The sequence below is a fragment of the Methylovirgula sp. 4M-Z18 genome, assembly GCF_037890675.1.
Lineage (GTDB): Bacteria > Pseudomonadota > Alphaproteobacteria > Rhizobiales > Beijerinckiaceae > 4M-Z18.
Map to the genome: position 1 here is coordinate 1,509,449 of NZ_CP149574.1, position 13,487 is coordinate 1,522,935.

Here is a 13,487-nt window from a genome sequence, read left to right on the forward strand (position 1 = left end):
TGGGGATTTCTTATCGGTCACAGCGTCCGGCCTTCGGCGAAACACCCCCGGGTCCTTGAGGATTTCCCATGAACAGCGCTTTGCTGCAGACCAAAATCGCTTTCGGTTATGCGAAGGCCGCTTCCGCCGTCGGCGGGCTTTTCGATCTCTACCGCCCGACATCGTCGAACATCCCACTAGCGCCGGCGAACAAGATCGCGTCTTTGCCGGCCGCCTTCAGCGTGCATGCGATGGGCAATTTCGATTTCGCCAAGCCGGCTGATGATCGCGGCCCTTTCTTTCATGCGCTCGTCGACGCCTCGCAAATCAAGGTCGGCGATTATCTCGTGAGCGAGCAAGGGGGCGCGAGCCCTTACTACATTGCCGCCTGCGACGCGCTCAGTCCACCGCTCGCGGTGCAGACCAATCGCGTCGTGACGGTGTGGACACCGGGTCCCGCGCATCCGCTCGGCGTGTCTTACGTCAGCGGTACGGTCGCAGCGACGCCGGCCAACAGCCAAGTCGGCACCGCCAACGAAGTGGCGCTGATGAGTGTCTGGCCCGCAAGCGTTTTATATGACGGCCGCGTGGGCGGCAAGGCCATGTTGCCGGAAGATGCCGGCGCGGCCAGATGGCAGATGCTGCTGCCGGCCTGCGCGGGCGTCGAGATCCGTGCAGGCTCGATCGTCACCGACGATTTGAGCGAGCGTTACATCGTCACGAGCGCGCAAGCGACCCGCTTTGGCTGGCGGCTGACCGCGCAGCAGGCGGTGACGTAGTGGCTGAGTTGCTTCTCCCGCGCTTTGACGGGGGAAGAGGGTGCGGTTCTTTAAAGAAAGTTCCCCATGGCCGAACTTACCGATGTTTATAACGCGCTTGTTAGCCTTATCGGCGGTGCGCTCTGGCCGCAGGGCTTGAGCGGCGTGAGCGCGATCGGCGCGCCGTGCAAGATCTATCCGCGCTCGCCCGCGAGCACCGAGCTCGATGCTGATCTGCGCGCCGGCATCGTTCATGTCAGTATTTTCGCGCCGCCCAACCGCGAAAAAGTGACGACGCGCTATCCGCGTGTCTGGCAAGATCAGTTTCCCGGGGCGCCGACGATCACTGTTGCGGTTTCCGGCTCCACCGTCACGCTCGGCGGCACGGTGACGCCAACTCACTACGTCTCGATCGTCGTGGCGGCGCAGGGATTTTCCTACGCTTGCACGGCGAGCGATACACTCTCGAGCGTCGCGCAAGCACTTGCCCAGCAAATGCCGGCAGGGCTTGGCGCGAGTGTCTCCGGCGCGGCCATCACGATCGGTGGCCGCGGCGATATCGTTGCGCGCTGCGCCGCGCCGGGGACGATGATGATGGAAGTGCGGCGGCAGAACCGCGGCTTAACCATCGCCATTCATGCGCCGTCACCGCAATTGCGCGATGCGGCGGCGGCGCTGATCGATCCGCTGCTCGCGACCACGGATTTCTTGAGTCTGCCCGACGCGACTGCGGCATGGATCACATACCAAGGCACCGATGAGGCCGACGAGGGGCAAAAGGCCATGGATTACCGGCGCGACATTCACATTTGGGCGGAATATCCCACCATCATCATCGCGCCGGCCTATCCGATCACCATCGTTCAAAATCAGCTCGCCCTTGCCGACGGCAGCGCGAGCGGCACCACACTCATTGAGAATGGATAAAAACATGGCAAAGCAGCAGGTTCTCGTCGTCAGTCAGCTTTTCACCCTCAACGGCCGGCATGTCGCCCGTGGTGCGGTCCTGACTGACACCGCGGAGATGGATGAAGCGGCGCTGCATCACCCTGACAAGGTGACGCGTGCGCTGCATGAAGTGGTGCAGGAGACGCCGGCGGAAGAAGCACGACACGAGGAATCGTGATTGGCTTCGCACAAGCAAGATGGCTCCGAAGTCATTCCGGGCGTGGCCCAGGATGACAATGAGGCCTTCCTCGTCATGACAGCTTAGCCCCTCCGACGCGTCTTGCATCGCGAGGCCACTTTCCCTTTCCCTTAAAGGCTCTTCTCCATGCCCATTTCGCAACTTGGACAAATCAATATCTCCGCGCTCAACGTGCCGGATGCCTATGTGCAGATCGCGCCGCCGCAATTCTTGTTCAATGGCGTGTCCACCAACAAAGGCGGCTTTGTGGGGACGGCCGCATGGGGGCCGGTGAATGCGCCCCAGCCTTTCGCCAATTATTCGCAATACGCTACTGTCTTCGGCCCGACGATCAATCGGCTCTATGACATGGGCGGCCATGTCTTCCTCGCGGCGGCGCAGGGTGGAGCGGGCGCTTTCTACGGTGTGCGCGTCACGGATGGCACCGACACCGCCGCAACCGCCACGCTCGGCAATACGGGCGTCATGCTCACGGCGAAATATACGGGCAGCCTTGGCAATAACCTCACGGCGACGATCAGCCAGGGCTCGCAAAACGGCCTTGCGGTGCGGGCCTCGGGCTCGATCGCCTTCACGACAAATCCGACCGCCGCACAAACCGTGACCATCGGAACCACCGTCTTCACAGCCGTCGCCTCGGGCGCGACAGCGGTGCAATTCAACATCGGCGCGACGCTGCAGGCCACGCTCGCCAATCTGCTTGCCACGCTGCAGGCCTCGACCGATGCGAATGCGGTCAAATGCTTCTATGCGCTGGGCGGGACGACGCTGAACATCACTGCGAAAGCCGCGGGCACTGCCGGCAATGCGATCGCGCTTGCCGCGACTGCCGGCACGGCTTCGGGTGCGACACTCACGGGCGGCGTAGCGCCGAGCAGCACGGTGAAGCTCACGCTCGCCATGCCCGGCTTCCAGCCCGAGCAATTCGACAATATCGGCTTGGGCCTTTCCGGGAACGCTTTGTGGGTCGCGATCGCCAATGCGGTGAACAACGGCACATCCAGCGTGCGTGGGCCATCGAACCTTGCGATTGCCACGGCCGGCGCATCCACCGCCACGCCGCTGAACGGCACGACCACCTTCTCGGGTGGCACCGATGGCGCGAATAGCGTCACCACAGCGACGCTGATTGGCGTCGACGCCGCTCCGCGCTCCGGTATGTATGCTTTGCGCGGGACCGGCGTCGCGCAGGCGATGCTGTGCGATTGTGCCGATATCAACTCTTTCTCGCAGCAGGTGGCCTTCGGTCTCGACGTCGGCTGCTACATGATCGGCTGTACGCCGGCTGGCGACACGATTCAGAATGCGATCAACGAGCTTGGCAATGCTGGTATCGATACGTTCACTATGAAGGTGTTGTTCGGCGATTGGATCTATTGGCTCGACACCACCAATAATGTGCCGATGCGGTTGTCCTCGCCGCAGAGCGTTGCCATGGGCGTGTTGTGCAATCTCTCGCCGCAGAATTCGTCCCTGAACAAGCCGGTGCAGGCGATCATCGGTACCCAGAAGAGCTTGACCGGTGTGCAATATTCCTCGAGCGATCTGCAATTGCTCGGCCAGGCGCAGATGGATGTGATTGCCAATCCCGAGCCCGGCGGCAATTATTTCGCCTGCCGCTTCGGCAAGAACGCCTCCTCAAACCAGGTGATCTTCGGCGACGAATATACCCGCGTCACGTATTTTCTCGCGAAATCACTGCTCGTCATCGCCGGTAAGTTCGTCGGTCAGACGCAATCGACGACAGAGCGGCTGCAGGCCAAGACCGCGCTTACCGCCTTCCTCCAGCTCGCCGTGCAAAACAGCATCATCGGTACGCCGGACGGCAGCCAAGCCTTCCAGGTGGTGCTGGATGCGAGCAACAATCCGCAAGCCAGCGTCGCGCTCGGCTATCAATATGCTTACATCAAGGCGATCTATCTCGGCATCGTGCGCTATTTCGTGGTGAATCTCGAAGGTGGCGCGAGCGTGACGATCTCCAACACGCCGCCGGTGCAGTAAGCCGCAGTGCGCCTTCTCCAGCCGCCTCGCGGCGCGAGAAGGGATCGCCCTATTCTTTTTCCCTCCCTTAAAAGGCCCCCTCCATGCCCGTTGCAGGTTTTTCCGTTGGCCATGATGTTACCGTCACGGTCGTCAATCCGCTCACCGGCGCCATCATCACGTTTGGCAACATCACCGATTTCGAATCCCAGGAAGAGACGAAGAACGTCGAGTCGACGCCGTTGAGTGCGCCGCCAGCGTTCGGCGAAATTCCGCATGGCTGGCGGCTCGCCTTCACCGTCGACCGCGTCGATCCTACGGTGGACGATTTCTTCGCCGCGCTGGAGCAGGCCTATTGGAGCGGCATCAACATTCCCGGTGGGACGGTGATGGAATATATCCAGGAAAAGAACGGCACCGTCACCCAATATACCTATGTCGGCGTCGCCTTCAAACTCGACAATGCGGGCGCGAAACGGAGCCAGGACAAGGTGACGATGAAAGTGACCGCCCGGGCGAGCCAGCGCATCAAGGTGGTGTGAGCGGGCGCTGTCTCAATATCATCTTCATCCCTGTAGGAGAACAAAATGACCGATTTCACCCCGGAAATACGTATCGGCGAGCCGATCGAGACACCATCACAAACCATCGTCGCCGACGCCTTCGCGCCGGTGAGCGTGAAAGACGCGACCGGCCGCGCGATTGAGGTGATGCGCCTCAAACCCTCCGAACGCTTCCAGGTCAAGCGGATGATGGGTGCCGAGGCGGAAAATGGCAGCCTCTTCAATGATATTTTCCTCGTTTGCCATTGTCGAGGCATTGACGGCGAACGCGTCAGCAAACCAACATCGATTCTTCAGGCTTTGGTCTTGATGGACCGGCTGCAGGACGAGGGCCTCAAAACGCTCGATGAAGTTGTCGCACCTATGTACGGTGTTGGCAAAGGCGGAAGCACTGAACAAACTGCAAAAAATTAAGCGCGGACGTTGATCTTCGCATGCGGGCCTATCTTGTGAAGAACAACGTCCCCTTCGATGTTGCTATGTCGTTCGATACCGCGAACTTGTTGGCCTGGAACGTGATCTTGAATGAACTCGATGGCGCGAGCTTCGATTGGGAAATTTTGAAGTGGCGGAAGCTGAAGTCAGGGGGCTTCGAAAGCCTATCTCGTTGCCATGAGAAACAGCCATACTAGGAGGAGCGCTCCGAGCGCGAGACTGTAGCTTTTCCAGGAGAAAGACTGCCGTCTTGTCGGAAAGTCGTCAGATAGTCTTTGGGAAAGTGTGGGATATTCAAGAAGGTCTTGCGGATCGAATTCGATCGGCTCTTTGGTAAAGCCGGTTCCGACGATTTTGCCCATTTCGGCCGAATCCGGCTCCGATCCGGTGAAGACCCGAAACAGTTCGATGGCCAGATCTTCACCAAGATCCGCGCCAGACAATTCATCGTCCGTTGGGGAAGCGATACTCTTGTATGATATAACGCCGTTATTCTCTATGGCTTCGTAATTCGAAGAAAGATAATTCGTTTCAAACGGTAATTTCTCGCCATAGTCTCTCTCCAGCACCCCCGAAAGGCCGAAGCGACTTCTGATCATCTTGCCCGATCTGAAAACAGAATAACCATAAGCGCCGACGCGGCTATCGAGAGTTAACGCGGCAATTTCCGAGTCGGGAAATCGAAGCAAAATTCGCTCGACGAGTTCCGGCGTTTCGATTGTGACGTTCTCCGCTATGGCGGCCTCCGGATTGTCCGCAAACGGTATCATCTGAAGCGCGTTATAGCTATCGAGCACCATACAGTTCTCAATTTCACCAATCCATAGATCGCAACAAAATCTCTGAAATTTCGCCGGATACGAATGAACCGCGGCGCTGTCGCCCAGAAGATCGCGTAGAGCCTCGGGCGATTCCGATTTGGGGGCGGGCTTTATAAGGATGAGATCGTAGCAGACACCCATGTTCGTCTCCAGGAATCGATTATAGGCTTACTCTTCATCTAAAGCTTCCGTTTAGTGTAGCGATCCGCGTAACGAATTTCACAATCGGTCGGCGGTCCTGATTAGCTCACGCATTCAACCTGTGAAAGTGTCCAATGGCAACCGACGACAATAATAATGCTGCATCTCCGATTACCAGCGCGATCGGCGTTCGTGCGATCGGTCGCGGACATTATTTTCTAACCACGTATCCCAATGCGGTGGGGACATACAACACCTACCAAAGTGGATTCAGTGAGCAATATAATCTTGCTCTGAAATTGCGAACTGCCATTCTCAATAGTCCTATGATGCTTGTGGAGAAAAATTTCGCGGCTCGTACTCTTCAGCCAGGGAATTTTGGATACACCTCTCATTTCATAAAAAATCTTGGCAATTCGGCGACAATCAGTGCCGCGAATGACCTTCGCTCTAAATATGGAAATAAGATCGGCCCCATTGAAATGGACTTGCAGGGGAAGGACTTGCAGGGCAATAGCTATTCACGAACCTCTTACCCTCTTCCGAATGGAAAGAAGTTTTCTCCTGATTTACACTATCCGACCCAGTCGGGCTGGAGTGGCAAGACGCTTCATTTTGATGAGAATAAGGGCGTCGGCGATCTTTCCGGTTCCACGAAGAATCTGAGGCAAGTCGGTGCATACTCTATGGCCATTTCAGGCGTCAATTTGGCTAGCCGCAGCATGCGTTCTGTCGGTTATAGGTGGAAAATTGGCGGTGCTGCAATTGGGGTTGGTGGCCTCGCCTACGATATAGGGACGGGAAACTATACTGGAGCGGCGGGCGGTTTGCTTGTCAGTGGCGCCGGGATCCTTGGTGGACCGTTCGCGGCAATGGCTGTTCTGACCGCTGAGAACATCATTACGCCATCTGCCGCTGGCGCGACGCTTGAGGGGCCGGGAGACAAACAGCCTTATCTGCCCGCATATAACATCGGCCGAGCGGCTGCCGATTATCTCGACAATACTGGGACGATCGTCACCTCATCTAAAGACATCGCACGCACCCGATTTGGCGGGCGCATCGTAAGGACCACCAATTACTTTGCAAACCCATTTATGGGGGTTCGGCTTGCCAGTCCTCAATCGCTAGATGCAATTGATTTTTATGAACGAATGCTTGCCGCTTCGAACAATGGTCAATCCTGGTTGAGCCCGGCAGCTTGGGCTTTGGCAAATAGGCAGTACACCAATGCGACGGGCACAGTTGCAGGCTTGGATCAACGGGGTGGATTAGACGCTATTGGTCCGGCGGCGGTGAACGCCTTTGCGAGTTACATGAATTGGAGCGCTGCAGTTCCGACTGATCAACGACCGGAGGGTTCGGGTCAAAATATCGTGCAGGGCACGGACAACTTTTGGAGTGGCGGAGATTCTGAACGCTTGAGTTATGCTGATCGTTCGGGCGTTGACTTCTCTTTCGCGCCCTTCGTATTGAACAGCTCGCTGCCATCGGCCGGATCGATGGTGCCTCAATCAATTACCTTGCCGCCATCTATGCCTTCGGCCTACAAACCGCCGGTCGCCCGATCGTCGAGCTCAACACTGGGTTACAATCGCGATACACTCTCCTTCGCTGGCGGTGATTACGGTTATGGCAGCTCTGCTGTCTTAGGTTTGAACGAGAGCAGGATCACAAACGCTTTGAGCATAAATACGTCTTCGGCGCAAACGTTGGATGGTTCGAGTGATAGGGAGGAGCGCGCAAAAGCTAAGTCGTTCGGCGCGCTTGGCCTCGATACGATCGCTGCTTTCCGGCTTCCAAATGCGGTTACCTCGCCGGCAGCAAAAGCGATTTCCACTGCGCCGCTAAGGGGCGCGCCAGCAAGGGCCGGCGCATCGGCGCACGTGACCCATCACAATGTGATCAACGTGCATCTCGACGGCAAAACGATCGCGCGTGAAATCAGTCCATTTGTCACATCGATTCTCAGCGATGACATCCTGGGCCTGGGCGCGGCGTTTCTCGACGGCTATCACAATGATCAGAGTGAGCGTCACAGCCCGGGCGGGTAGGGCTCCATGACCCGACCTGCGGCCGCATCATCAAGTCAGCGCACCCGAAATCATTCAAACGCTTTCAGATGAATCGCACGACGGGCGCGGCGCCCCATCCATGCCCGTTGCAGGTTTTTCCGTTGGCCATGACGTCACCGTCACGGTCGTCAATCCGCTCACTGGCGCGATCATCACGTTTGGCAACATCACCGATTTCGAGTCCCAGGAAGAGACGAAGAACGTCGAGTCGACGCCCTTGAGCGCGCCGCCGGCGTTCGGCGAAATTCCGCACGGCTGGCGGCTCGCCTTCACGGTCGACCGCGTCGATCCCACGGTGGACGATTTCTTCGCCGCGCTGGAGCAGGCCTATTGGAGCGGCATCAACATTCCCGGCGGGACGGTGATGGAATATATCCAGGAAAAGAACGGCCCCGTCACCCAATACACCTATGTCGGCGTCGCCTTCAAACTCGACAATGCCGGCGCGAAACGGAGCCAGGACAAGGTGACGATGAAAGTGGCCGCCCGGGCGAGCCAGCGCATCAAGGTGGTGTGAGGGCTTGAGCCGCATCTTCGCGCCTTGGACGAGCGCGCCGCCGCGGGGCAAGGGCATCGCGAACGGCCCGTAGCCGAAGCTGTGGGCGCGCGCGAATATGGAGATATGCGGGTAATATGCGGGCAAAAGACGTTCGGTATGCAAACGCTCGCCGAACGAGCAAATGCTTAAATAAAGTCAAACTTTTTTTCGCGAAAATCTTAAAATTGGATGGCGGCCTCCGTCCCCAATCGGGACGTGAGCCAATTGGGCTCGACCCCCCGCCGCCGCCTATCGCGCCGCGGCCACGCCCCGTGCTGGACCGCCATCTCATATCCCTACCTTTTCGGAGTACAGAATGACCGACTTCGCCCCCGACATGCGCCTCGGCGACGCCATCGAGACCCCCACCCAGGCCATCGTCGCCGACGCCTTCGCGCCCGTGAGCGTGACCGATGAAAGCGGCCGCAAGATTGAGGCGGTGCGCCTGAAACCGTCCGAGCGCTTCGGCATCAAGCGTATGATGGGCGAGGAGGCTAGCAATAGCAGCCTGTATGACGAGATTTTCCTCATTACCCATTGCCGCGCCATTGACGGTGAGCGCATCGCGCGGCCAGCCTCGATGCTGCAGGCGATGGCACTGATGGACCGGCTCGGCGATGCAGGTATCAGGGCGCTGGGCGGGGCGGCCGCGACCATCTACGGCTTCAATAAGCAAAGCGCCGAGCAAACAGCAAAAAACTGAGCGAGGACGTTGATCTTCGCATGCGCGCCTATCTTGTGAAGAACAACGTCCCTTTCGACGTCGCGATGTCTTTCAGCGATGCAGACCTTTTGGCATGGAACGTGATCCTGCACGAACTCGACGGCGCAAGCTTCGATTGGGAGACTATGCGCTGGCGGAAGCGGGAGTGACGGATGAGGCTCGCTGGCGCGATTTGCACAATTTCGCAACAACCTTTCATGCGCGGCGCAACATTTGCGTCTTCCGTCGGCCCTGTGAAACCGTTACTCGTAAAGTCCTGGGGAGGGGCGTTCCGAGACAGGGCTCAGGATCGTCTCTATGGGTGCGGGGCGTGGGGCATGAACGGAGATAACGAAAAGCGCCGTCTGGATGACGGCATTTCCAGATCGACCTCGGTTCTCGAAAAGATGGCGGCCGTGGGAAGCCCTCTCCCTGCCATGGGCCGATGGATTTTGACTCCGACGAAACAGGCCGAGAGGCGAAGGGCAAGAGATCGTAAGATAAAACGTGTTTTGATCTGTCTTCGCCATGTTCTCTTTTTTGCGTCGTGCATTTTGCCTGGAGATTTTGCAATAGGAGACGGTCATGGCCCAGAAGCGAGTATATCGTTTCCGTTGACGGGTAATGAATTTTTGGACATCGTCATGGCGTGTCTCCTCGTCATTCTCAGCTTTCCTCTGTCGTTGGGATTCCTCTGCGCGAGAGATTCGGAATCGACCGGAGAGCTCATCCGCGACGGGGGTGGAGCGGCAGATCAGCCCGACGGCTGGAGGCACGCTTTGTTTTGGGCTCCGAAATACTCGCTTCTCGAATTCTGCCGCCACATCGAGGTTAATTAGGGAGTGCCTTCTGTGCAATTGGCTTCGCGCAACGAGCGCAAATCGGTGTTGATTTGGGGAGCGCTATATCTCACAACGACCGTTGCGCGTATGGCCGTCAATATAGTCGACGGCATGTGGGCGACGGATAACGCCAATGTTCTCTATCTGATTTCGACTGGAGTCCTTCTCGTTGGATACACGGTTGTATCGCAACACCAATGGCGGTGGAAAAAGGAACTCCTGGCGGTTTTGTCCTTATCCGTTCTGATTTCGACGCCGACGATCTGGTATTTCTTTCACGACGGGTTTGACCGATTGTCGATGGGTGCGCTTTGCTGTGAACGTACGGGTATTTCTTGGTCGGAGTGGTGGCAGATGGCGGCCTGGATAAATTTCTTTCTGCTGCCAACCATCATGCTGATCCTTGGAATTGTCATACTGAATTTGCTTTCCGTTACGCGACCAGCGGCGAGCCCAGTCGGTTGGCGGAATATGGTCTCGATTTGTCTCGTGCACGCCCTTCTGGCCGGTTTCATCTACGACTTCGTGATATCTTTCGCGGTCGGCAATCCCTAAAGGTTCAACTGACGGATCCAGTTGGGTGAGCGGAATCTGTCGAATTTCAATTGCAGCTGCAAAATCTGTTTCTCAAAGCACATTTCCGAGGTACCGATGGCGGCCAAAGAAAATATAGATTCAGGCGCACCGGTACGACAGATTACGCGCGACGTGCTCGACAAGATTCAAGTGATGTCACCGGAGATCAAGGCCGCGGCAGAGGCTGCGCGCGTTTCGCCGCTCGCAGTGGCAGGGCCTATGGCGCGCGAAATGAATAAGCGGGCCGTGGGAGACTATGGCTCAAGTTATCTATTGGCTATTCAAGACGCAGTGAGGGAACATAACGCGCTTTTCTCGGGATTTGTTCCTGAAGGAACGTTTGATTTTATTGAGAGAAAGCTCAGTCACGAAGATTACGTCAAGGATATGAAGGATGTGGCCAACGTCCCCCTGGCGGCAGGTAGATTCGGAAGAGCATGGCAAGCGATGCAGCATCCGGTCCTCAATGATTTAGGGTCGGCCAACATTCGACCCTATGGGGCGATTCCAGCGCTCGAATATTATCTTGGTCACCCAGATCGTTTCAAAGGACACGATCCCTTCGGCTGGGAACAATATAGAGGGCATTATGAACGCTTTATTGCCGATCTGACGAACAAAAGAACCGGCGACGCATTGAGCGTGCGAATTTCGGCGGCCAATGCGTTATACATTGACGACATAATGTCCCGGCACTTCAGCAACTGGAGGCTATTGTCTCAGGATCAACGGGACGAATTTATTACGGCCCATTCCGCATCCGGCGGGACGCAATTTGCGACGTTGTGGAATACGGCAAAATCGGGTGCAGTCGGGCAAGCCGGAGACCCACAACTCAAACTTGATGCAAAAAAAATTGATGAGACGACTGGCGCCAATTACCTTTCTGCGCAGTTCGATGGGATAAGCAATTTGAAGCGGTTGCGGGATGTCATATATTCTCCCGCAGAATTGGCTTCGATGTACCTCAATCCAAATTCGCTCCAGTCCCTCTCGCACGAGCCGCCGGACGTTCCACTCAGCCTACCCGCGCCCGGTTCGTACAGACCCGCGCCGCCTCCATTCGTGCTGCGCTCATCGAAGTCTCCGCCTCCTCAGCCTTTGAACGTTAGCCCCCGAAGCAGTCTGTTCAGCTCGCCCGTCGACGCCAGCCGGTTGAACTTTGCGGCGCCGTTTGCCGGAATTGATGCGAGCGCATCGGGTTCTCTCCCGTCCTTGTACTCGACGGTCGCAACGATGGGCAACGATCTGGGTTGGACAAGCCCCCTGTCGCCTGGATTTGGCATGGGCAACATTTCAAACCTGAGAAAGTCCGACGTGGCCGCGAAGGTCGTGAGTTCTCTGCGCGCAGAAGGTATGCCGGACAGCGGGATTTCCGGACTGCTCGCAAATGCCATGGACGAGAGCACGCTCGATCCCACTCTGCGGAATCCCGATCAAGGGGACAAGTGGAAAGGGACCGAGGGTTATTACGCGCATGGCTTATGGCAATTGGGGGCTGAAAATTGGAACCTCTATTCTGATTGGCTCGCTCAGAACCACCCGGGCCAGGAGTGGCGCGATCCACAAATGCAGACTGAAGCCCTCATCAACCAATTAAAAACCTACGCTCCGGGCCTGTGGAAGGAATTGTTGGACCCCAATCTTTCCAAAGAGAAAAAGGCGGTGGACTTCCTAACTCTATACGAAAATCCGCAGGTGAAACTCCGGATGCAGCGAGCAGACAAATATCGGCAGGGCGTGCCAGGTGTGCAGGACTATTTGGACGACGATACGCCCGTTGGGCCCTCTCGCGCAAAACGAGCGACTGCACTTCCCGCCACTGCTGTTCCGTCGGCTAGTGCCGGACGGGGAAACGTCGTCAATCCCGCGTCTGTAAACTCGGCTTTCCATTATACGATAATGCTCGACGCTCAGGCCATCGCGCGCGGCGTAGCCCCACATGTTGAGCGTGCGTTCGCCAACCAGATGCATATTGGAAGCAACCCATTTCTGGACGGGACGACCAATGATATTGCCTTTCGAACCGGGCCGGGAGCGGTGGTCGCCCGTTAGCGCAGGCTACACGCGTTTCCTTATCTGTTCATCCTCGTTAATCACGGAAACTGCGAGCGTTCTTCATGCCTGGCGACATTCTCATCCTCGGTGACATCGTGTTCGACAACGTTACCTTTCCCTTCGCGACGCCCTCCAAGATCAGTGGCGGGGTCGAGCAGCAGCTTGGTGTGTCGCAGCTCATCGGCGGCGCGCGCAACGTCGATGCGATGGGCGGCGCACCGCTGCCGATCAAGTGGCAGGGGCGCTGGCGCGGGGCGGAGGCGAGCGCCAACAACGATGCGATGCTCGCGCTCGCGCAAAGCGGGGACGAGGTCGCGTGTTCGTGGGGCGAATATTTTTACAATGTGGTGGTGAAATCTTACGCCTTCGACTACGAAGCGGCGTTCGAGATCGCCTATGAGCTCGACCTCACCGTCCTGCCCGGCGAGGCCGCGCCGCTTGCCTCTTCACTCGACGATCTCGTCGGCGGCGACATGGGTGCGGCCAGCGCCGCGGCGGTGTTTCAATGACCGCGCCGGTCTTGGCGAATGTCGCGGCTCACGTTGCTGCCCTCGCGCAAGCAGTCGCGGCGGCGGCGCCGTTGAAGACCGCCTCCCTCGCCACGCTCGCGCCGTTGATCCTGCAGGCCGAGGGCACGTTGACCGCCATCGATGCCGCAATCGCCGCGACGGATGCGACGATCGCGACCGACAGTGTCGCTGGCGTCGAGACGGGCGATTTCCCGCCCGCGCTCGCCGCAACGCTCACCGCGCAAAGCGCCACCCTGCAAAACATGGTGACCCTGACGACGCTGAAAGGCCTCGTCGGCCGCGTGCTGTTCAATCTGCAGCAGGGGACAGGGTGAAACCGCTCGCCTTGCTGCGGTGATCCC

General features: G+C 57.8%; 16 protein-coding genes. 15 read left to right on the forward strand and 1 reads right to left on the reverse strand.

Features of this window, described 5'->3' with window-relative positions; translation table 11 throughout:
• Positions 1-68 precede the first annotated feature (68 nt).
• From V9T28_RS06835 to V9T28_RS06860, 6 genes are all read left to right on the forward strand, one after another.
• Positions 69-758, forward strand: coding sequence for a hypothetical protein (locus V9T28_RS06835; RefSeq protein ID WP_116398273.1), 690 nt, complete (start codon positions 69-71; stop codon positions 756-758).
• A gap of 66 nt (positions 759-824) precedes the next feature.
• Positions 825-1,664, forward strand: a complete 840-nt coding sequence (locus V9T28_RS06840) for a hypothetical protein (RefSeq protein ID WP_116398274.1) — start codon at positions 825-827, stop codon at positions 1,662-1,664.
• A 4-nt stretch (positions 1,665-1,668) separates the two neighbouring features.
• Positions 1,669-1,863 (forward strand): hypothetical protein, encoded by a 195-nt coding sequence (locus tag V9T28_RS06845; protein ID WP_116398275.1) that lies wholly within the window; start codon positions 1,669-1,671, stop codon positions 1,861-1,863.
• Between the two features lie 147 nt (positions 1,864-2,010).
• Entirely contained in the window at positions 2,011-3,885 is a 1,875-nt protein-coding gene (locus V9T28_RS06850; RefSeq protein ID WP_116398276.1) for a phage tail protein, read from the forward strand.
• 83 nt (positions 3,886-3,968) lie between these two features.
• On the forward strand, positions 3,969-4,406 hold the full coding sequence (locus tag V9T28_RS06855) for a hypothetical protein (RefSeq protein WP_116398277.1): 438 nt from the start codon (positions 3,969-3,971) through the stop codon (positions 4,404-4,406).
• 45 nt (positions 4,407-4,451) lie between these two features.
• Positions 4,452-4,841 carry a hypothetical protein gene (locus V9T28_RS06860; protein WP_116398278.1) on the forward strand — a complete coding sequence of 130 codons (390 nt, stop codon included), beginning with the start codon at positions 4,452-4,454 and terminating at the stop codon, positions 4,839-4,841.
• Positions 4,842-5,026: 185 nt separating this feature from the next.
• Here V9T28_RS06860 and V9T28_RS06865 read toward each other — a convergent pair whose 3' ends face one another.
• Complete coding sequence (locus V9T28_RS06865; RefSeq protein ID WP_116398279.1) at positions 5,027-5,824, reverse strand: hypothetical protein; 798 nt, start codon at positions 5,822-5,824, stop codon at positions 5,027-5,029.
• A 134-nt stretch (positions 5,825-5,958) separates the two neighbouring features.
• Here V9T28_RS06865 and V9T28_RS06870 point away from each other — a divergent pair, with 134 nt between their 5' ends.
• The 9 genes from V9T28_RS06870 (at position 5,959) to V9T28_RS06910 (ending at position 13,460) form a co-directional block, all read left to right on the forward strand.
• Positions 5,959-7,878, forward strand: a complete 1,920-nt coding sequence (locus tag V9T28_RS06870; protein ID WP_116398280.1) for a hypothetical protein — start codon at positions 5,959-5,961, stop codon at positions 7,876-7,878.
• A 100-nt stretch (positions 7,879-7,978) separates the two neighbouring features.
• Positions 7,979-8,416 carry a hypothetical protein gene (locus V9T28_RS06875; protein WP_116398281.1) on the forward strand — a complete coding sequence of 146 codons (438 nt, stop codon included), beginning with the start codon at positions 7,979-7,981 and terminating at the stop codon, positions 8,414-8,416.
• A 337-nt stretch (positions 8,417-8,753) separates the two neighbouring features.
• Positions 8,754-9,140 (forward strand): hypothetical protein, encoded by a 387-nt coding sequence (locus V9T28_RS06880; protein ID WP_116398282.1) that lies wholly within the window; start codon positions 8,754-8,756, stop codon positions 9,138-9,140.
• Between the two features lie 20 nt (positions 9,141-9,160).
• Positions 9,161-9,310: a hypothetical protein gene (locus tag V9T28_RS06885; RefSeq protein WP_158554648.1), complete on the forward strand. Its 150-nt coding sequence runs from the start codon at positions 9,161-9,163 to the stop codon at positions 9,308-9,310.
• A 168-nt stretch (positions 9,311-9,478) separates the two neighbouring features.
• Positions 9,479-9,979: a hypothetical protein gene (locus V9T28_RS06890; RefSeq protein WP_147306348.1), complete on the forward strand. Its 501-nt coding sequence runs from the start codon at positions 9,479-9,481 to the stop codon at positions 9,977-9,979.
• Between the two features lie 12 nt (positions 9,980-9,991).
• On the forward strand, positions 9,992-10,537 hold the full coding sequence (locus tag V9T28_RS06895; RefSeq protein WP_116398284.1) for a hypothetical protein: 546 nt from the start codon (positions 9,992-9,994) through the stop codon (positions 10,535-10,537).
• 96 nt (positions 10,538-10,633) lie between these two features.
• Positions 10,634-12,613, forward strand: coding sequence for a phage tail tip lysozyme (locus V9T28_RS06900; protein ID WP_116398285.1), 1,980 nt, complete (start codon positions 10,634-10,636; stop codon positions 12,611-12,613).
• Between the two features lie 65 nt (positions 12,614-12,678).
• Positions 12,679-13,125: a hypothetical protein gene (locus V9T28_RS06905; RefSeq protein WP_116398286.1), complete on the forward strand. Its 447-nt coding sequence runs from the start codon at positions 12,679-12,681 to the stop codon at positions 13,123-13,125.
• Positions 13,122-13,460, forward strand: a complete 339-nt coding sequence (locus V9T28_RS06910; RefSeq protein WP_116398287.1) for a hypothetical protein — start codon at positions 13,122-13,124, stop codon at positions 13,458-13,460. Before V9T28_RS06905 ends, V9T28_RS06910 begins: the two co-directional genes overlap by 4 nt.
• Positions 13,461-13,487 lie beyond the last annotated feature (27 nt).